The sequence below is a fragment of the Vibrio sp. Evd11 genome (genome assembly GCF_900382755.1).
GTDB classification, from domain to species: Bacteria; Pseudomonadota; Gammaproteobacteria; order Enterobacterales; family Vibrionaceae; genus Vibrio; species Vibrio lentus.
On record NZ_OSDX01000011.1, the window covers coordinates 92,318 to 111,955 of the forward strand.

Sequence of the window (19,638 nt, forward strand, 5' to 3'; positions counted from 1 at the left end):
GGAGTTAAGCATGTTAGCGAAATACTTCTGTGGATTATTGGTTTTAGTGTCTGTGCATGCATGGAGCTATACGAGTTCTGACGTGAGCCGATTTATTCCGGCTGATTCAGAACTCTCTTTCATGCTCATCTATCCCGAGCTAACTCAGAGTATTTACCAAGACTCTTCTTTTCCTATCCTCTGGGATTCGCCAGAGCTTGTTAACGCGTTTGAATTTCAGCTTTCATTGTTAGAACAAGCTCAAATGGCGCCACTTTTTGAGCGACAACTTAACCAAATACGCCAGTATCAATCTAGCGGGCAATGGCAAGAGTTGGATATTCTACTAACCGACACCTTCATCTATTATCTGAGCTACGTTGAGAATGCGCCCCTAATTGGTAAAGAATGGTATTTTTCAGGCAAGTTACATTCTAAATTACCTGCGCCTTCACCTCATATTCTGATGAGACTAAAAAGCAGTGTTACCGATGATTATTTGATGGAGATGGTGCTCTCTTATGCGCCTCCTGTAGGGGATTTTGACCAATTCAAGGCAACCTATTCGGTACTAGAAACCGCGTCTGAACTTAATATTGAACGTTATAGACAGAAAGGCTTGAAACGCTTGGGTGACCAGCTTTCAGACAAAAACATTCTTGTCGAACGTATCGCTTTGGTTGGTGTTAATACCTCGATGATCGCGGTCGATTTTCCCGAGTTCGATCGAGATCTGCAAACGGCGATTAAATATTTTCAGCGCATGCACGGTCTCACGGCGGATGGAATTATCGGACCTGATACGATCAAATGGATCAATATGAGCTTTGAAGATCGATTAAGTTCGTTGGCTCTGAATGCCGAACGCGTGCGCTTGTGGCCAAGAGATAGAGATTCTCTCATCGTGGTTAACGTACCTAGCTTTGATATGAAGTATTGGGAGGGTGGTGAAGAGGTGTTTGAGTCTAAGGTGGTCGTTGGGAGAAAATCGAGAAAAACACCGCTCTTAGAGATAAATCTAGATTCAGTCATCTTAAATCCGACTTGGAATGTACCATGGAAAATCATGGTTAAAGACATCTTACCGAAGGTAAAAGCCGACGAAAGTTACTTAGAAACTCATAATATCCAAGTGATTGATGGTTGGCGTTCAATGGAAACTGTCGACACTACAGATATTGATTGGCAGACTATTAATTTTAGTTCGTTCCCATACCGTATGCGACAACAAGCGGGCTCTCGAAATGCATTAGGGCTATATAAATTCAATACACCCAACAAGCGAGCGATCTATTTACACGACACACCAAGTAAAGGCTTGTTTAATGACGACTTCCGAGCATACAGCTCCGGGTGTATACGTGTGGAACATGCCGAGCAACTCGCTGAGCTATTGTTCGCGACTAAGGTCAGAAAGGTACCTAACCAAGGTGGTGACTTAGCACCTAATACTAAGGTGCGACTCAAGAAGCGAATCCCAGTGCATATTATCTATCAAACGGTGTTGTTTGAAGAAGGAGGCATACAGTATCGTGGTGACATCTATCAATATGATAAAGAGGGTGGTTAATTCAGAATGAAGCTAATAAGGGTGATCTTGACCAAAAAATGACAAGGAAGTATCTATTGATAAAATTATAATGTGTATCAATAACTAACCGTACAAAAGGTTACAAATACTAACCCTTTGGGCGGTTTTCGTACGTTGACGCAGCAATTCTCATTATGTATCGTGCATTTTTCGTTCGATCTAATTGGTTTTTTGCTGTATGTCTCAAAGTTTATTTTCTCGCCGTCAGTTTCTGACTTACGCTGGTGGCACCGCTGTTATCGCCTCAATCACGCCTTCTATCGCTTTTGCGTCATACCCAGGCCAGCCAAGAACGATCAGTATGAACAATCTTCACACTGGTGAACGATTAGAGACTTGCTATTTCGATGGCACGAACTATGTCGGTAATGAGATGGCTCGCCTAAGCAAGCTTTGCCGTGACTTCCGCCGCAATGAAATTCACCCAATGGATAAGAACCTGTTTGATCAGATCACACAGATACAGAATGTCTTAGGTATTCAAAAAGAAGTTCAGATCATCTCTGGTTACCGCTCTCCAGCGACCAATGAAGCACTACGCTCAAAGTCGAGTGGTGTAGCGAAGAAGAGTTATCACATGCTTGGTAAAGCGATCGATTTTCGTATCGATGGTGTCGATTTGAAAGAGTTGAGAGACGTAGCTAAAAGCCTAAACGCGGGTGGTGTGGGTTATTATGCACGTAGCAACTTTATCCATATAGATACTGGCCCAGTCCGCAGCTGGTAGCGCTAGACTTAGACTGCGATCGAAACGGTAGGGACTTGTCAAAGTAGACATCCAATGTCATAGTTTGCCCAAATTTCAGTTTGCCCTCTAAGGTTTGTATATGTCTCTCAAGTATCAAGTTGTCCCTGTTACCTCTTTCTCTCAAAACTGCTCAATTGTGTGGTGTGATGAGACAATGGAAGGCATCGTTGTCGATCCGGGCGGTGACGTTCAACAGCTGGCTGCGATCATCGAAGAGCTAGGTGTTAAAGTGGTGAACTTGGTACTGACGCACGGTCACTTAGACCATGTGGGCGGCACTGTACCGCTTGCTGAGATCTTGAACGTGAACATTGTTGGCCCACATAAGGCAGACAACTTTTGGCTTCAAGGTCTAGAGAATCAAAGCCAGATGTTTGGTTTCCCACTGTGCAAAGCCTTTGAACCAAACACATGGTTAGAAGAGGGCGACAAAGTTACTTTTGGTAACCAAGTGATTGATGTGATTCATACTCCGGGTCATACTCCAGGTCACGTTGTGCTATTTAGCGAGCAAGCGCGCATGGCGTTTGTTGGTGATGTATTGTTTAACGGCGCAATTGGTCGTACGGATTTCCCTCAAGGTGATTTCAACACGTTGATTTCTTCAATCAAGACTAAGCTTTGGCCACTAGGCAGTGACGTAACATTCGTTCCAGGTCATGGCCCTGAATCGACATTTGGTCGTGAACGCGCATCAAACCCGTTCGTAGCCGATGAAATGCCTCTGTACTAGTTCTCTGATTTAATAGAAGAACGATTGAAAATGAAGCTTAGCTTTTCCTATGAAAGCTAAGCTTTTTTATTGCGTGCGAGTTTATTTTTAAACCTGTTTAATTTTAATCAGAAAGACGCTCGGCAGCCGCCAAGTAGCGTCGAGCTAATCCAATAAACTCTTCTCCACTCATATTCAAATCTTGAGTTGATATGAAAATATCATAGCCGTGGAAACCCCTCTGATATTTCATCCTATTCGCTAGCATCGCCTGTAGCCCGGAATAGTTTTTAATCACTGCGTTTTGCGTATTCGGTTCACGGGATGAATCAAGGTTTGTTTGCGCTTGGCCATCGCTGAAGTTGACCTCGCCAGTATTCTCAGACTCTTTATATTTGCTCAATTCTACACAGCTACTCTCAATGCAACGCGCATGGTAATGGGATGAATCGAGAACCATATCTTCAAAGTTTGACTCTTTACCTGCTTGCTTGGCACCCAGGTACAAAAGTGCTCGCTGGCTTAGCAATAACTCGCAGGTGATTTTAGGGCAGATAGAATCGAGGTAGGGCGAGTAATCTGTCATTTTAATGCCGACCCAAGGGAGAGGTTGATGCCACCCATCTTGTTCATAAGTACATAGGCCAATCTTTTCAATATTGCTCCACTTTAAAACCCACCCACCTTTATAAAAATGTTGCTGAAAATGAGTCGGTGTGAGGGTAAACATCACCCTGCTGCGCAACATTAAATAATAGCCAGCTCCTAGTAGGGTAATAATGCAAAATGCCCCCACGATCAGTAACTTTGGATTGTCACTATAGAGAGCAATGAGCAAGCAAATGAAGCCTAAAATAACGGCGAGAATACGGTACGAACGTGTGAACGAAGGCAAAGAGAAATTTGTAAGGTGACGAGTGTCCATAGGCAACACCAAGTTTTCATATTTTTGTCTGGATGGATAACCAGTGTATATGACCCTGAATTGATAAGTCGATGATTAAATAATAGACGCTAGTAGACAATATCGGTATTTTTCGTCGACTTTCGGCGCTTCACTCTACAAATAGCTCCTGTTTTTTGGTATAAATCGCGCTTCAAATTTTCACCACTGCGAAAAGAGCAGTGAACTGGAGAAATATTCAATGAGACTTGCTCATAAGCGTAAGGTGCAGGCTAAACTGCAGAAACGCACTAAAGCGGCTGTAGTTAAAGCAGTGGCAACGCCGAAAAAAGCGAAGCCTGTCGCAGAGAAAGTTGTAGCAGAAAAAACTGTAGCAGCAAAACCAGCGGTAGAGAAAGCAGTAGCAGCAACTAAAGAAGTTGCAGTAGCACTGACTCCTAAGCAACAACAAGTTCTAGACATCGTTGTTAGCAATGCTGAAGGCATTAACCCTAAAGGTATCGGCCTAGCAGCTGGTCAAGAAGACGCGAAAGCAGCTTCATGGGCAACAGGCGCATTGAAAAAACTTCTTGAAGAAAACCTAGTAGCGAAAGAGCAGCTAGCAGGTAACAAGGTTATCTACAAAGCTATTTAATCCTGTGGGATTACATTCGCTTCGTTAAGTTTTTAAGCCTCGATTTTCGAGGCTTTTTTGTATCTGACGGATCATGCTAAACCTAAACCCCTAAATCCAAATCCTAACCCCCTAAACTCATACTCATATTCAAACCTAGCATTCGAACCTAGCCCAAGAAGCCTTATTTCCAATTGGTTGACCCCTTCCGTTATTCATCTGTGTTTCGCGTATCCGATGTTTCGAATCAGTAAGCACCAAAGTAGGGCACCTGATTCTGTGAAATCTTGATTCTCATGGATTGAATGCATTTAGGTGCGTATTTGATCTGTGGTGTGAATAGAGCCTTATCACGAAATGGCAATCAATTGTTAACGATGTTTAATTATTAATACTTAGGTATTTATCAATAAGTATTCTTACTATGGATGGGTTCAGTCCTTTAAAACCGACATGATTCAATTATTTCCTACGTAGTTATACGTAATCCTTTGGTCTAATACGCAGTTTGTGTGGGTCTGTCGTGCGTGCTCTCCCTGATATCTAGTTGCCTCATCAAGGTGCACTCTTATGTTGAATCATAAAAAATACTCAAAGAAAGAGTGTTAACCCAACAAAAGGACGTGAACATGAGTCTCATTTCTAACTCCCTCACACGAGTTTTTAAAAACGTTGCGGTAACTGCAGCGGCTTGTTTAGCTTTGGTCGCTACTGGCGCCACAGCTGCTGATAAGGTTTACCGTTTAAAGCTTGCAGAGACATGGGGACCAAACTTCCCTGTCTTCGGTGACGCAACGAAGAACATGGCTGCGATGGCCGAGAAAATGTCTAATGGTCGACTTCAAATCCGAATCGATTCAGCAAACAAACATAAAGCACCGCTTGGCGTATTTGACATGGTTAAGTCTGGTCAATACGACATGGGTCACTCAGGCTCTTACTACTGGAAAGGTAAAGTTCCAAACACTCTTTACTTCACTTCTATGCCTTTCGGTATGACGCCAGCAGAACAGTACGCGTGGTTCTATCACGGTGGTGGTATGGAGTTGATGGAGCAGGTTTACTCTCCACACAACCTAATGTCGTTCCCAGGTGGTAACACGGATATCCAGATGGGCGGTTGGTTTCAAAAAGAGATCAACAGCGTTGAAGACCTACAAGGTCTGAAAATGCGAATCCCAGGCTTTGCCGGTGAGATCCTTGCGGAGCTAGGTGCTAAGCCGACTAACATTGCCCCTGGTGAGCTTTACACGTCTTTAGAGCGTCGCACAATCGATGCACTAGAGTGGGTTGGTCCATCACTTGATTTACGAATGGGTTTCCACAAGATCGCGCCGTACTACTACACAGGTTGGCACGAGCCGGGTTCAGAGCTTCAATTCCTAGTGAACAAGCGTACATGGAACAAGCTTCCTGAAGACCTACAAGAAATCTTGCGTGTTGCAATGCGTACTGCGGCTTACGACATGTATACACAAGCAACGCACGAAAGTGGCAAGAACTGGGTTTCAATGAAAACAGAATACCCAGATGTACAAGTTAAAGATTTCCCGCCTGAAGTAATGTCGGCACTGAAAGAAGCGAACGATCGCCTACTTGCTGCACATGCTGAGAAAGATGAGTTGGCGAAAGAGATCCAAGCTTCACAAGCCAGCTACCTAGAGCAAGTGCGCTCTTGGACGGATATTTCACATAGAGCTTATCTAAATAGCCAAGCGAAATAATCGACAGCGGTGACCTAAAAGTTAAATGAACCCAAAGCAAACGTACTGTTACATAGTTTAAGTCTAAGGGCTTACGTATCTAAGCAGATAAGCGGCGGGTTCATTTTAAACATAATAATTAAGCAGGATAAATCCTGTAACAAGATCCAAGAACCCTTTCTACGTCGTGCATCTTGTTAGCGCTACTTGTTTTAGTTGCACTAACTCTAATACGCGATGTCTTTTCAAATTCCATGGAGTCGGGAATGCGAAGTCTAATTTATATTGAACGCCTGTTTAATCGTATCGGTGATGCACTGGGATGGCTTTCCAGTATGTTGTTTATTTTACTTATCGCGAACGTTGTGTATGACGTTGTCATGAGATATGCCTTCAATGATGTCTCAATCGCCTTCCAAGAGATGGAATGGCACCTTTTCTCAGCCGTTTTTCTATTAGGTGTTCCTTATGCCATCAAAGCGGGTGGCCACGTGCGAGTAGATGTTTTTTACGAACAACTCAGCTTCAAGGCACAAGCGATTATTGACCTACTAGGCACCGTTATCTTCTTGCTTCCTTTTTGTTTGTTGGTTGCTTGGTATGGAATTGATGTTGCCAAAGAGAGTTATAACCTCGGCGAAACGTCGGGCGATCCCGGTGGCTTACCATATCGTTGGGTTATCAAAGCGATGATCCCGCTTTCGTTTTTCTTGATGGCAGTCAGTGGTGTTGGTTTGATTCTGCATTCGTTGAACAAGATTTTTAATCCGCATCTTATCCATGCAAACAATACTCATACAAAGAATAAGTAGAGGCTGAACATGATTGGAATAGTAATGTTTTTCGTAGCCTTGTTTGCACTTTTACTTGGCTTCCCGGTCGCGTTCACCTTTGGTGGTATCGCGTTAATCTTTGGTGTGTGGGCTGAAGGCATAGAAATGTTTGCCTTCATGCCATATCGAATTCAATCAATCATGGAAAATACGGTGCTGATGGCCGTTCCATTGTTTGTTTTCATGGGGCTTGTTCTGCAAAAGACCAAGCTTGCTGAACAGTTGCTTGAGTCAATGGGACGACTGTTTGGTGGTGTTCGTGGTGGTATTGCTATCTCGACGGTACTCGTTGGTTCGCTGCTTGCGGCTTCAACGGGCGTAGTAGGTGCTTCCGTGGTTGCGATGGGGCTTATCTCACTACCAGTCATGCTCAAGTACAACTACGACAAAGGTTTAGCCTGCGGTACTATTTGTGCATCTGGCACGTTAGGGCAAATCATTCCGCCTTCTATCGTATTGATCTTATTAGGTGATGTGCTCGGTGTACCAGTAGGGGACTTGTTCCAAGCGGCGATTTGGCCGGGTGTGATGTTGGTGGGCGCGTACATCGTTTATATCTTGATATACGCAAAGCTTAACCCAGAAGCGGCTCAACCGATTGAACGTGATGATTCCATTAGTCGTAAGCAAGAAGTCATCAATGCACTGAAAGCTATCGTACCGCCATTGGCGCTAATCATTGTCGTATTAGGTTCTATCTTCGCGGGCGTGGCTACGCCGACAGAGTCTGCTGCATTAGGTGGTGCGGGTGCTATGGTACTTGCTTTGCTGTACGGTCAATTCAGCTGGTCGATGGTGTATGAAGCGTCCAAAGAAACGGTGAAAGTCACGGCAATGGTATTTGCTATCTTGCTTGGTGCGACGGCATTCTCGATGGCGTTCACTTACACGGGCGGTGATTATCTGGTTGAAGAGTGGATGTTGCAGCTGCCAGGTGAGAAGTGGGGCTTCTTGATCATCACCATGTTGGTTATTTTGATTCTGGGTTTCTTCATCGACTTCGTAGAGATCTGTTTCATCATCGTGCCAATCATTGCGCCAGTGGCTGAATTGATGGGCATCAACATGACTTGGTTTGCTATCCTTATTGCAATGAACCTGCAAACCTCATTCTTAACGCCGCCATTTGGCTTCAGTTTGTTCTATTTGAAAGGGGTAGCACCGAAAGGCGTTACCACTAAGGACATCTATCGAGGCGTGATGCCGTTTATTCTGATTCAAATCCTCGTACTTGGATCACTTCTCGCCTTCCCATCTTTCTATGGAATGTGAGTGAAGCCTAGAATGTGAATGATATGTTTCAACGGCTATCTATAAATTGATAAAGTAAAACGGCTTATTGATGTTCAGTAAGCCGTTTTTTGTGAAGGAAAGGAATGCCTCTAAAAGCTAAGCTGATTTTGCTGACGCTACTCCCGTTGCTGCTAGTAACGGCGAGCATTAGTTGGATCTCGTTGCATCAAACCAAGACGTTGGGTGCGAAAGAGGTCGAGATCTTCAGAGACAGCTTAATCAAGTCGCGTGAAAACGCCCTCAAAGACACTGTCGATCTCGCATTTGATGCCATCGAACATATCTACAACGATCCCGATATCCAAGAAGCCCAAGCCAAAAGAGAAGTTCGAACCATATTGTCTAAACTTAGGTATGGTTCTGACGGTTACTTCTTTGCGTATGATCGCCACGGAACCAATTTGGTTCATCCAATCCAGCCAGAGTTGATAGGGCAAAACCTACTTCAACTGCAAGATGAAGATGGTGATTTCCTAATCGAAGCGTTGTTGAAAGAAGCGCAAACCGGAGGAGGGTTTCACCAGTACCTATGGCAAAAGCCTTCAACCGGAGAAGTGGTCTCTAAGCTGAGTTACGCCGCTTGGTTAGAGCGTTGGGATTGGATGATTGGCACGGGTTTGTATATTGAAGACGTGCACCAAGAAGTGGCTTCGATGCAGGCCGCGATCAACAAAAATATTGAAACCACGTTCTTTTCCATTGTGGTCATTTTAAGCGTGACCGTGGCGGTGATCATCGTGTTGACCTTAGCTATTAACATGCATGAGCATCGAATCGCGGATAATAATTTAAAAGAGCTCGCCCATAAAACGGTGATGTTCCAAGAAGACGAGAAGAAGCATTTAGCACGAGAGCTGCATGACGGTATTAATCAATTATTAGTATCAAGTCGTTGCCATTTAGAACTGCTTGGTAATAAGTTACAAAATGAAGACCTCAAAGCGCATTTGAATAAGTCGCAGCATTCGCTGATGCGAGCGATTGAAGAGGTGAGGCACATCTCCCATCAACTTCGACCAAGTTCACTGGATGATATCGGCTTAGAAGCGGCATTGTCTTCGTTGTTGTTGGATTTTCAGGCGCACTCGGGCATTGAAGTGGAGACCTTGTTCAGTACTCAACCCGGCAAGCTGAAATCAGAAGCCGCAACGACCTTGTATCGAGTGGTGCAAGAATCTTTGAACAACATAGAAAAGCACGCACAAGCGACCAAAGTGACGGTTATCGCGCAGCAAATTGGCAATGTATTGCAACTGCTGATCCAAGACGACGGTGTCGGTTTCAACACTTATAAAGCGATGGAAAAACGAGGGATTGGTCTGCGTAATATGAGAGAGCGAGTGGAGTTCATCGGTGGGGATTTTGAACTGATGAGTGAGATTGGACTCGGAACGGAAATTACAGTGTTACTGACACTAGAGGGATTAATGAATGAGTGAAGTTATTCGAGTTGTGATCGCTGACGATCACCAAGTGGTACTGGATGGCTTTATGGCGAGATTGGAACTCGAGCCAGATATTTGTGTGATAGGTACCGCCAGTAATGGTTTAGAAGTGGTAGAGGTTGTTAAGTCTTTACGCCCCGATGTGGTGTTGATGGATATTAGCATGCCTATTATGAACGGCATTGACGCCACCCACCTGATTAAAGAAGAAGACCCTGATGCGAAGGTGCTGATGCTGACTATGCATAACAACCGTGAATACATCATGAAGGTGATGCAGTCGGGCGCAGTCGGCTATATGTTGAAAGAGATTTCGGCTGAAAAAATGGTGCAGGCGATCAAAACGGTCAATCAAGGCTCGACCTATTTTTGTGAAAAAGTGACGCAGAATTTGTTTACTCAGCCGATTACTCCCACGCAATCTGTGAATAATCCATTGAGCAGACGTGAAGAGGCTGTGCTGAAATTAGTCGCAAAAGGGGAGAGCAGTAAAGAGATCGCGAAGGGTTTGAATATTAGTTACCGAACGGTTGAAACCCACAGACAAAACATCAAGCATAAACTGGATATTCACTCTACGGCAGAGCTTGCTAAGTACGCTGTCAATTCGGGGCTTGTGAAGTAATCGTACGCTAAATGACACCAAATGTGTAATTTAATTACTAAATGTGTAATTCAGCCCTGCTTTTTGGAGGTTTTTTTAGTATTTTTGCGACAGGTTGATATTCTTCTTTTCGAAATTTAGGCGCAGAATGCAACGTTGCAAACTGTGCGATACAGATTAGAGAGGAAGCATGGAGCCTGTAAAAGATAGGTATAGTATTGAAAATACCGATTATACAGTAGGACAAGATAACGTTCAGAAATGGGGTTTTGATGTTCATAACCCAGTATTTGGAATCAGTGCAGGAGCGATCATTGTCTTCTTGGTTGCACTTCTAGTCGCAGATCCAGAAACAGCAAAAGCGGCACTGGATGGAATCAAATGGAAAGTCATCGGTAACTTCGATGGTTTCTTCATGTGGGCAGCCAACATCTTCGTTATCTTCTGTTTTGCCCTCATTGTCTCCCCGTATGGCAAGATACGTATTGGTGGCAATGATGCCAAAGCAGAGCACTCAAACCTATCTTGGATGTCGATGTTATTCGCAGCAGGAATGGGTATTGGCTTGATGTTCTGGGGTGTGGCTGAACCTGTCGCTTACTTTACTGGTTGGTATGAAACACCGCTCGGTGTTGAAGCTTATTCTCCTGAAGCGGCTAAGTTGGCATTAGGTGCAACCATCTACAACTGGGGTCTCCACGGTTGGTCGATTTATGCTGTTGTTGCTCTAGCCCTCGCTTTCTTCACATTCAATAAAGGCTTACCGCTTTCAATTCGCTCAATCTTTTACCCGTTACTTGGCGATAGAACTTGGGGTTGGTTTGGTCATGTTGTTGATATCGTTGCGGTATTAGCAACACTATTTGGCCTTGCAACATCACTGGGCCTAGGTGCACAACAAGCGACAAGTGGTATTAACCATGTATTCGGCACTGATGGTGGTATTGGGATGCAGCTGGTTGTTATCGCAGTGGTTACTTTCTTAGCAACAATGTCAGTAATTCGCGGTATTAACGGTGGCGTAAAGGTTCTGAGTAACATCAATATGTTGGTTGCTTTGGGTCTGCTTATCTTTGTAACGATCGCTGGCGGCATGGCGGGTATTAAAGCTATTCCAACGGCACTAATGGGCTACATTGAAAACTTTATTCCTCTAAGCAATCCTCATGGTCGTGACGATGAAACTTGGATGCAAGGCTGGACGGTATTCTACTGGGCATGGTGGATGTCATGGTCACCATTCGTTGGCATGTTCATCGCTCGTATCTCTAAAGGTCGTACAATTCGTGAATTTATCGTCGCTGTATTGTTCATCCCAACGTCAGTAATCATCATCTGGATGGCTATTTTCGGTGGTATCGCGATTGATCAAGTGGCGAACAAGGTGGGTGAGATTGGCGTTAATGGCCTGCAAGATATTACGCTTTCTCTATTCCACACTTATGATGCGCTACCAATGAGTTCAGTGCTTTCTGTGGTTTCGATTGGTTTGATCATGGTGTTCTTCATAACCTCTTCAGATTCAGGCTCGTTAGTTATCGATAGCATTACCTCTGGTGGTAAAGTCGATGCACCGGTGACACAGCGTGTATTTTGGGCGTTGATGGGCGGTGCGATTGCAGCGGTTCTATTGTGGGTTGGCGGTACGGAATCCATTCAAGCATTACAAGCCGGAACGGTATCAATGGCGTTGCCATTTGCGTTCATATTATTGTTTATGTGCCTAAGCTTATTGCTAGGTTTGCGAACAGAAAATCAATTGGTTAAGCAGCAAAATGCTTTGAGTTGAAAGTATTATTGAAATAATGGCCGACGTGTTCGGCCTTTTTTTTGCCGGTAACTTGGGTAATTACGTAAATATTGGATGAAAACCAATCGAACCGATTCTGGTTTACTGAAAACAATAAGTTAACCTGCTAAACTTCAGACATCCAAGTATTTGAATTATGTGACAACAGCTTGTACTACTTGGATCGTATGTTCGAGTTTGTGATTAAGTCGCAGGTAAGTAAGGGATATGAGGTCAACAGACCGTATTAGTATTCCGTAGAGAGGGATAATGACTAAAGGTATAGATAAATACAGTATCGACAGTACGGATTACACTGTCGGTCAAGATAACGTCCAAAAATGGGGCTTTGATGTTCATAACCCTGTATTTGGTATTAGCGCAGGCCTAATTACTTTGTTTTTGATCGGTATTCTTATTACAGATACCGCATCAGCAAAAGCAGCACTTGATGGTGTTAAAGGCCAAATCATCAACTCGTTTGATTGGTTGTTCATCTGGTCTGGTAACATTTTTGTTATTTTCTGTTTAGGCCTGATTGTTTCGCCATACGGTAAAATCCGCCTTGGTGGCGTTGATGCAACCGCAGATTACTCATTCATGTCTTGGCTATCGATGTTGTTTGCCGCAGGTATGGGTATCGGCTTGATGTTCTGGAGTGTGGCAGAGCCAGCAGCATATTACACCGGTTTGTATGAGACTCCGTTAGGTGTTGAAGCGAATACACCAGAAGCGGCTAAGCTAGCACTAGGTGCAACCATGTATCACTGGGGTCTACACCCTTGGGCTATTTATGGTGTTGTAGCGTTGTCACTTGCTTTCTTCTCTTACAATAAAGGTTTGCCTCTTTCTATTCGTTCTATTTTCTACCCAATCTTGGGTGATAGAGCGTGGGGTTGGGCTGGTCACATTGTTGATATTCTAGCGGTTCTTGCAACGCTGTTTGGTTTGGCGACGTCGCTGGGCTTAGGTGCGCAACAAGCAGCAAGTGGTATCCAGCATGTCTTCGGAATCGAGGCTGGCTTGGGGTTACAAGTTGTTGTTATTACAGTAGTAACGTTACTAGCGGTCGTATCAGTGCTTCGCGGTATTGATGGCGGCGTTAAAGTTATCAGTAACATCAACATGTTGGTTGCTTTCCTACTGCTTATCTTAGTGGCTCTAATTGGCTATGCGGTGAGTTTAGGTTCTATCCCAACTACCTTTATGGCGTACATTGAGAACATCATTCCGCTGAGTAACCCTCATGGTCGTGAAGATGAAGCGTGGATGCACGGTTGGACGGTATTCTACTGGGCTTGGTGGATTTCATGGTCACCATTCGTAGGTATGTTTATCGCTCGTGTTTCTAAAGGTCGTACTGTTCGTGAGTTCATCACAGCTGTTCTGATTGTTCCAACGACGGTTACTATCATTTGGATGTCAGTATTTGGCGGCATGGCGATTGACCAAATCGTGAATAACGTTGGTATCCTTGGTCAAGATGGTTTGACGGATGTATCACTAGCGATGTTCCAAATGTTTGATGCTCTACCGTTCGGTACGTTGCTATCAATCATTGCGGTTATCTTGGTTCTAGTATTCTTTATTACATCGTCTGACTCAGGCTCTCTAGTAATCGACAGCATCACCGCGGGTGGTAAAGTTGATACGCCAGTGCCTCAACGTGTATTCTGGGCGTTCCTTGAAGGTGCGATTGCTGTGGCTCTATTGTGGGTTGGCGGTACAGAAGCAGTACAAGCTCTGCAAGCGGGTGCTATCTCGACAGCATTGCCATTCACCATCATTCTATTACTGATGTGTGTGAGCTTGCTAATGGGTATGCGTACAGAAAAGCGCTAATCTTTAAAGCTCAAATCGACCGCGATTTATAGACGGTCGAATGCTAAATAATACGAAGGCAGGTGAGGAAACTCTCCTGCCTTTTTTGTATCTATTTTTCTATCTATTCCAATGCCTATTTTACCGTATTGAAGCTGACATATTTTTTAATAACCATACACTTAATAGCGCCGTGAATTTGGCGAAAAGCCAAGGAATTGGCATAAGCTAAGGCCATGGTTTACATAAAAATATATTCCAATATTAAATTGTGAAATCGCTCGAATTTAATACTGATATTGGGTAGTATGCGCGAGATTTCCCACCACTCGTGAAACTTTGACATGAAACTAACACTAAAGCAGAAGTTGATAGGTGCTAGCCTATCTGCTGTTGTCGTTATGGCTACAGCGTTGACTTGGTTGTCAGCAAACCAATTATTTGAACAGACTCGTAATGGCGTATACCTACGAGCTGAAAGCGTATCAGAAGCAGCATCTGAAGGTATTAAAAACTGGATTGATATCCGTACCGATATCGCATCAGCATTTAATGACTTTTCACGAGAGGATGATGTTGTTCCTTTCCTTAAACAAGCTCGTGTAGCGGGTGGTTTTGACGATATCTTTTTAGGTACTCCAGAAGGCGGAATGTACCGTTCACATCCTGAACGTAATCGCGCAGGTTACGATCCTCGTCAACGTCCTTGGTACCAAGAAGCAAACGCAGCGGGTAAGCAAATCATCACGACTGCTTACCAAGATGCGATCACTAAAGCATTGCTAGTAACAATTGCAGAACCTGTGCGTCATAACGGCAAACTTGTTGGTGTAGTAGGTGCAGATGTACTTATCGATCAATTGGTTAACGATGTAATTAGCCTAGATGTTGGTGACAACGCAAACGCGATGCTAATTGATGCCTCTGACGGCACATTCCTAGCACACCCAGATTCAGCATTGAGCCTTAAGCCGGTAAGCCAGCTTTCAAATGACATCTCTATGCCTATCATTAAGAACGCAGTGCGTACTGGTAGCATCGAGATCATCAAAGAGCGTGGCGCTGAGAAGCTGCTTTACTTCACTAAAGTTCCTAACACTAACTGGATCTTCGCGGTTCAAATGGACCGAGCGACTGAAGAAGCGAATCACTCAACACTGCTTACTCAGCTAATCATGACGGCTGTTGTAATTACACTTATCGTGATCGTATTGGTTTCTTGGTTAGTGAGCTTCCTATTCCGCGATCTAAACCGTGTTTCTGCTGCACTTGAAGAAATTGCTTCAGGTGAAGGCGATCTGACTCAACGTCTTGAGCCTAAGAGCGACGACGAGATTGGTCAGCTTGCTGCAAACTTCAACCGTTTCGTGGGCAACATGCACACTATGGTTATTAAGCTAAGTGAAGTGTCTGCTGCGTTGGGTAACCAAGCGCGTCAAACGGCATCACAAGCTGAAGAGCGTAGCGCTCGCATCCAGATGCAACAAGACGAGATCAACATGGTCGCAACAGCTGTTAACGAAATGGCTGCAGCAACACAAGAAATCGCGGGTAACGCTGACCACACTGCACAGAACTCATCTGAAGCGGTTGGTGCGTGTGAGCACGGTACTGGTCAAGTGACACAGACTCAAAGCTCAATCCAAAACCTGGCTCAAGAAGTTCAAATCGCAACTAATGTGATTCTTGAACTTGAAGAGCACGGCAACAGCATCAACGCTATCCTATCGAACATTCAAGGTATCGCTGAACAGACTAACCTACTTGCACTAAACGCCGCTATTGAAGCAGCACGTGCGGGTGAGCAGGGTCGTGGCTTTGCGGTTGTTGCTGATGAAGTTCGTGTTCTGAGCCAACGTACACACGGTTCAACGCAAGAGATTCAACAAACTATCGAATTGCTGCAAGGTACAACAGGCAAAGCGGTTAACATCATGAATGATAGTCGTACGCTTGCTGAAACCAGTGTTGATGACGCAAACTCAGCGGCTGCAAGCCTAACGCAAATTCATGCTGCCGTTGAACGCATTAGCGATATGGCAACACAGATTGCTTCTGCTGCAGAAGAGCAAGCATCAGTAACGTCTGAGATTACTCGTAACACTGAAGGAATCCGTGACGTATCTAACGAGCTAGCAGACGAAGCACACCAAGCGGCAGAGCAAGCAGCGCAACTGTCTGAACTGTCTCACGAGCTAGAAAGCGAAATTAGCCGCTTCAAGCTGTAAGCTCTAATTTGTTATTTAAAAGCCGAATGTGATTATCACATTCGGCTTTTTTGTGCGTGTTAGTTAGAGTTATGAATCCAAACTAGTTGTTCGGATAGCCTGGGAATTTAGCTTTAAGTGCTGCGCGAGTCGGGAAGTACTGCTCCATAAATTTAACCACCTCAGGGTCGTTAGCTTGCAGCTCTGTGAACGTCGCTGAGCTTAACTCTTGCGGGTTGTAACCCTTAAAGTTGAGGTCGTAGTAGGCATAAAGAGAGTAGGCTAGGTATTCTTGATCGTATGACTCTGCATCAAGGTCAGCTTTGACAATCGTCGAGTCTTTGCCGTTTGGAAAGTAAGAACCAGCAAGAATCGCTTTTTCATTGAGTTCATCTAACTCTTTCTGCATCGTTGCCCATTTCGATGAAGATGATTGTACCGCTAGGTTCATCACACCGTAATCATGTACAAAGTGGATAATTTCTTCAAACGCGGCGTCTCGTCGAGTCGCCAAATCCAGCTTGTTCTCACCTTTTGTCGTGTCTGTAGTTTCAGTCGCAAACAGATCTTGGAAGCGGTAATTCTCATCTAAATATTCGCCTGCATCTCTATTCGGACCATCAGCCCAATCTTCATCGTAAAAGAATGCCATCGCAGCTTTACTGTCGTAAATTGCCTTAGTCACTTCTGCTGGGAAGCTATCAAGGTAGTACTGCATGATGTTCTTAACATGAGCGACCTTTGCTTCCGAATTGTTTTCGGATTTGTCTTCAATTAACAGTGGGATCTTATAACCATGAGCTTCTACGCAAGTGCGTTGCTTGATGCCATTGGCGAACAAATCACCTGTCGTGTTTGAGATAACTAAGCAATCACTCGTTGGGGCTCTTGAAAACGTCTCTGACGCACTTTGAGCGAAAGATGGAACGAATTGAACGCCATTACTTAACGTATTGCCAACACGAACGTATAAGTTCATTGGTCTCATTTGGTCTATGTTAAATTTGACACCAGTAGCATCAACAATGAATTGCCTGTTGATAGTGACAGTATCGGCCCGCTTCCAACGAACAACGTTGTTTATCTTGTTTTCAACCTCAGCGATGGCAAGCTTTTCAGGTGTCGTTGTTGAGTTAAAGTTTTCGTAGTAAATACTGAAATTTTCAACGTCGAACGTTTTACCTGCTGAGTTTTTTGCCGTGACGGAGAAGGTGATATCTGCATCGCTTTGGGTTTTATAATTGCGCTCAGGAATGCCGTGAACTTGCGCGAAACTGCCGCTCGCTTTCTGTGTATTACCATACTGAGTAATATCAATGTTTACGTTCTTGTCCGTACCTGGGGTAATCGACTTAACACTCAAGTGCAGAGAATAGTTGCTCCCTAAGGTAACAACGGAGCTTGCGCTTGATGCGTCGATGACACCCTTTGAGGCGTTAGCGGTCTTGCCACCGCTACTGCTACCACCGCACGCAGTGAGCATCGTAGTCAGAACAAGAATTGGAATAGTGAGTTTGTATACTATAGGGAACCAAGTTATCTGCAAGCAATAAAGCCTGCATGTTACAAGAAATGGTATTGTCTCTTAGTAAGCTTTTGTAAGTTGTGTATTGATAATTCTTACAAATAAACTTGCAGCAATTGATTTCCTATATCGATTGTTCGATATTTTGCTCTAGAGAGGGGCAAGTGGGCTAGCCTCAGCCAGCCCACTGAAGATCAGTGTTTAAAAGTGCTCTTTCGCTACTTCAACCGCTTTGTTCAGATCTGGAACCATAGTAAGTTCCGGAACTCGCTGAATGTGAACAATTTTGTTGTTTTTGTCGACAACGAAAGTAGTACGAGCAAGTAAGCCAAGTTCGCTGATTTGCGTGCCTGACTCAAATCCAAATACGTGGTCTTTTGCATCTGAAAGCAAAGTGAGTTTGTCGGTAATGCCTTTCTCTTTCTTGAATCGATCTAGAGCGAACGTTGTATCTGCACTTAAGCCGATGAATTCAATGTTGTTTGTTAATGCAGGGTTCGCTTCTACAAACTTAGACAGATTCTGTGCTTGTTGGTCACATACCGGTGTATCAACGGATGCTAAAACGCTAAAGATACGAACTTTGTCTGTTTTTGCCGTGGTGTCGTATGGTTGATTTTGGTTAGTCATCAATGTGACCGAAGGTAGGACATCACCTACCGCCAAATTGTTACCAACTAGATTGAGTGTTGTGTCGTGGAACAGGGTCAGTGTGTTGTCTTTGCCTGTCGGAGCCGTCTCGCTGGTGGTTAGGTAGTCCGCAGCGGTAACAGTTGTTGCCATTGTAAGTAATAGTGCAGCTAGCGTAGTTAGCGTTTTTTTCATGTTTAGTCTCTTGAATTTGTTTGATTCGGCCCTGTGTTTAAGCCGAGCGCACTCTAGCTAGATTCTTAAGGTTTTGTTCAAACAAATAGATAATGAAAACCAAACTAAAACATTTAATTCTTTTATATCAAAGGATAAGGGAGAAATAACACCTATTTAAAACGAGAGCTTGCATAAGCTAAGTATTCTCGATAGCTGTACGATGCGAACTTCGGAGCTGTCACTCCTTACCTTGTATGACTGTAAATAGTTACGCGCTTTATTTTTGTAGATGATCGAAAAATCCGTTTCGAAGATGCCATTTTTGTTTTGAGTTATCGTGATATCAATATGGCTAGCCTTGCAGTTTTTGTACGAGTTTAATCTTATGATTCCCTCAATAGTTTCAAGATCTATGGTTTCGGTATAATCGACAAGGTTGTATGAAATGTTCTCGGTTGATACCGAACGTTGATTCATGCTCTTGTCAATGCTGTTCGTGTTGTAACAACCTCTTATTAACGATAGAGAAGTAATGCCGAGCATTAGCATCATTAACTTTTTTGGGCGTGCATACTTTTTGTCGCGTTCGGGCGAAACATCTTTGTTAGCATTCTGCTTTTCGGAGAACTGTAATTCTTGAGTTTGGTAATCAGCCGAGTCGTGATTTTCTATTCTGAGCTTACCTAACTCATCGGCTTGTTCATCCGTGGTTGTATCTTCCAGTAAATAGCCAGCTTTACTGACGGTTGTCAGCTTAATATTGACGATTCCAATCGTATTGAGTGCTTTCCTTAGCGTACTGATTGTATTTGTGAGTGATTGATCGGATACGATAGCACCATTCCAACACTCCGAAAAAAGTTCATCCTTACTAATACAACGACCACGATGAGTATCTAGATAAAGTAAAACACGAAAAGGTTTCGGCCTTAATTTGATTAAGGTGTTGTTTTCTATGTTGGTGATTGAACGATCGCTTAGGTTGATATGTAACTCGTCATTAATTACTAGGGCGTGTTGATCTTTGCTGTACATTCCGTGTTCAACAATACATCGGTAGCCAC

At 43.9% G+C, this 19,638-nt stretch carries 16 protein-coding genes; 12 read left to right on the top strand and 4 right to left on the bottom strand.

Annotated elements, in window-relative coordinates; all coding sequences use genetic code 11:
• The first annotated feature begins 10 nt into the window (after positions 1-10).
• From ED652_RS07295 to ED652_RS07305, 3 genes are all read left to right on the top strand, one after another.
• Positions 11-1,549 (top strand): murein L,D-transpeptidase, encoded by a 1,539-nt coding sequence (locus tag ED652_RS07295; RefSeq protein WP_122054090.1) that lies wholly within the window; start codon positions 11-13, stop codon positions 1,547-1,549.
• Between the two features lie 199 nt (positions 1,550-1,748).
• Positions 1,749-2,297, top strand: a complete 549-nt coding sequence (locus ED652_RS07300; RefSeq protein WP_122054092.1) for a YcbK family protein — start codon at positions 1,749-1,751, stop codon at positions 2,295-2,297.
• A 100-nt stretch (positions 2,298-2,397) separates the two neighbouring features.
• Entirely contained in the window at positions 2,398-3,051 is a 654-nt protein-coding gene (locus ED652_RS07305) for an MBL fold metallo-hydrolase (protein WP_076678904.1), read from the top strand.
• A 103-nt stretch (positions 3,052-3,154) separates the two neighbouring features.
• On the opposite strand, the gene ED652_RS07310 is transcribed toward ED652_RS07305, so the two are convergent.
• Entirely contained in the window at positions 3,155-3,955 is an 801-nt protein-coding gene (locus tag ED652_RS07310) for a DUF2982 domain-containing protein (RefSeq protein WP_122054094.1), read from the bottom strand.
• Between the two features lie 220 nt (positions 3,956-4,175).
• On the opposite strand from ED652_RS07310, the gene ED652_RS07315 reads away from it, so the two are divergent.
• From ED652_RS07315 to ED652_RS07355, 9 genes are all read left to right on the top strand, one after another.
• The gene (locus tag ED652_RS07315) at positions 4,176-4,568 is read left to right on the top strand and encodes a hypothetical protein (protein ID WP_004733388.1); all 393 of its coding nucleotides are present in this window, start codon (positions 4,176-4,178) and stop codon (positions 4,566-4,568) included.
• Positions 4,569-5,176: 608 nt separating this feature from the next.
• Positions 5,177-6,271, top strand: coding sequence for a TRAP transporter substrate-binding protein (locus ED652_RS07320; protein ID WP_017060957.1), 1,095 nt, complete (start codon positions 5,177-5,179; stop codon positions 6,269-6,271).
• Positions 6,272-6,504: 233 nt separating this feature from the next.
• Positions 6,505-7,062: a TRAP transporter small permease subunit gene (locus ED652_RS07325; RefSeq protein WP_102517062.1), complete on the top strand. Its 558-nt coding sequence runs from the start codon at positions 6,505-6,507 to the stop codon at positions 7,060-7,062.
• 9 nt (positions 7,063-7,071) lie between these two features.
• Positions 7,072-8,355: a TRAP transporter large permease subunit gene (locus tag ED652_RS07330; protein WP_054547368.1), complete on the top strand. Its 1,284-nt coding sequence runs from the start codon at positions 7,072-7,074 to the stop codon at positions 8,353-8,355.
• A gap of 104 nt (positions 8,356-8,459) precedes the next feature.
• Positions 8,460-9,815: a cache domain-containing protein gene (locus tag ED652_RS07335; RefSeq protein ID WP_017110951.1), complete on the top strand. Its 1,356-nt coding sequence runs from the start codon at positions 8,460-8,462 to the stop codon at positions 9,813-9,815.
• Positions 9,808-10,446, top strand: coding sequence for a response regulator transcription factor (locus ED652_RS07340; RefSeq protein ID WP_122054096.1), 639 nt, complete (start codon positions 9,808-9,810; stop codon positions 10,444-10,446). Before ED652_RS07335 ends, ED652_RS07340 begins: the two co-directional genes overlap by 8 nt.
• Positions 10,447-10,615: 169 nt before the next feature.
• Positions 10,616-12,214: a BCCT family transporter gene (locus ED652_RS07345; protein ID WP_122054098.1), complete on the top strand. Its 1,599-nt coding sequence runs from the start codon at positions 10,616-10,618 to the stop codon at positions 12,212-12,214.
• Positions 12,215-12,484: 270 nt separating this feature from the next.
• Positions 12,485-14,056 carry a BCCT family transporter gene (locus ED652_RS07350; RefSeq protein WP_076669844.1) on the top strand — a complete coding sequence of 524 codons (1,572 nt, stop codon included), beginning with the start codon at positions 12,485-12,487 and terminating at the stop codon, positions 14,054-14,056.
• A gap of 323 nt (positions 14,057-14,379) precedes the next feature.
• Positions 14,380-16,263 carry a methyl-accepting chemotaxis protein gene (locus ED652_RS07355; RefSeq protein WP_122054100.1) on the top strand — a complete coding sequence of 628 codons (1,884 nt, stop codon included), beginning with the start codon at positions 14,380-14,382 and terminating at the stop codon, positions 16,261-16,263.
• An 82-nt stretch (positions 16,264-16,345) separates the two neighbouring features.
• Here the strand turns inward: ED652_RS07355 and ED652_RS07360 are convergent, their stop codons facing one another.
• The 3 genes from ED652_RS07360 to ED652_RS07370 form a co-directional block, all read right to left on the bottom strand.
• Positions 16,346-17,767 (bottom strand): hypothetical protein, encoded by a 1,422-nt coding sequence (locus tag ED652_RS07360; protein ID WP_122054110.1) that lies wholly within the window; start codon positions 17,765-17,767, stop codon positions 16,346-16,348.
• Between the two features lie 201 nt (positions 17,768-17,968).
• Positions 17,969-18,592 carry a redoxin family protein gene (locus ED652_RS07365; protein ID WP_122054102.1) on the bottom strand — a complete coding sequence of 208 codons (624 nt, stop codon included), beginning with the start codon at positions 18,590-18,592 and terminating at the stop codon, positions 17,969-17,971.
• Positions 18,593-18,748: 156 nt separating this feature from the next.
• Complete coding sequence (locus ED652_RS07370) at positions 18,749-19,609, bottom strand: winged helix-turn-helix domain-containing protein (RefSeq protein ID WP_122054104.1); 861 nt, start codon at positions 19,607-19,609, stop codon at positions 18,749-18,751.
• Between the last annotated feature and the right edge of the window lie 29 nt (positions 19,610-19,638).

What these genes read in the sequence shown, in the direction of transcription:
- ED652_RS07295 (WP_122054090.1), top strand. Translation starts at nt 11, where the DNA reads ATGTTAGCGAAATACTTCTGTGGATTATTGGTTTTAGTGTCTGTGCAT.
- ED652_RS07300 (WP_122054092.1), top strand. Translation starts at nt 1,749, where the DNA reads ATGTCTCAAAGTTTATTTTCTCGCCGTCAGTTTCTGACTTACGCTGGT.
- ED652_RS07305 (WP_076678904.1), top strand. Translation starts at nt 2,398, where the DNA reads ATGTCTCTCAAGTATCAAGTTGTCCCTGTTACCTCTTTCTCTCAAAAC.
- ED652_RS07310 (WP_122054094.1), bottom strand. Translation starts at nt 3,955, where the DNA reads ATGGACACTCGTCACCTTACAAATTTCTCTTTGCCTTCGTTCACACGT.
- ED652_RS07315 (WP_004733388.1), top strand. Translation starts at nt 4,176, where the DNA reads ATGAGACTTGCTCATAAGCGTAAGGTGCAGGCTAAACTGCAGAAACGC.
- ED652_RS07320 (WP_017060957.1), top strand. Translation starts at nt 5,177, where the DNA reads ATGAGTCTCATTTCTAACTCCCTCACACGAGTTTTTAAAAACGTTGCG.
- ED652_RS07325 (WP_102517062.1), top strand. Translation starts at nt 6,505, where the DNA reads ATGGAGTCGGGAATGCGAAGTCTAATTTATATTGAACGCCTGTTTAAT.
- ED652_RS07330 (WP_054547368.1), top strand. Translation starts at nt 7,072, where the DNA reads ATGATTGGAATAGTAATGTTTTTCGTAGCCTTGTTTGCACTTTTACTT.
- ED652_RS07335 (WP_017110951.1), top strand. Translation starts at nt 8,460, where the DNA reads ATGCCTCTAAAAGCTAAGCTGATTTTGCTGACGCTACTCCCGTTGCTG.
- ED652_RS07340 (WP_122054096.1), top strand. Translation starts at nt 9,808, where the DNA reads ATGAGTGAAGTTATTCGAGTTGTGATCGCTGACGATCACCAAGTGGTA.
- ED652_RS07345 (WP_122054098.1), top strand. Translation starts at nt 10,616, where the DNA reads ATGGAGCCTGTAAAAGATAGGTATAGTATTGAAAATACCGATTATACA.
- ED652_RS07350 (WP_076669844.1), top strand. Translation starts at nt 12,485, where the DNA reads ATGACTAAAGGTATAGATAAATACAGTATCGACAGTACGGATTACACT.
- ED652_RS07355 (WP_122054100.1), top strand. Translation starts at nt 14,380, where the DNA reads ATGAAACTAACACTAAAGCAGAAGTTGATAGGTGCTAGCCTATCTGCT.
- ED652_RS07365 (WP_122054102.1), bottom strand. Translation starts at nt 18,592, where the DNA reads ATGAAAAAAACGCTAACTACGCTAGCTGCACTATTACTTACAATGGCA.
- ED652_RS07370 (WP_122054104.1), bottom strand. Translation starts at nt 19,609, where the DNA reads ATGTACAGCAAAGATCAACACGCCCTAGTAATTAATGACGAGTTACAT.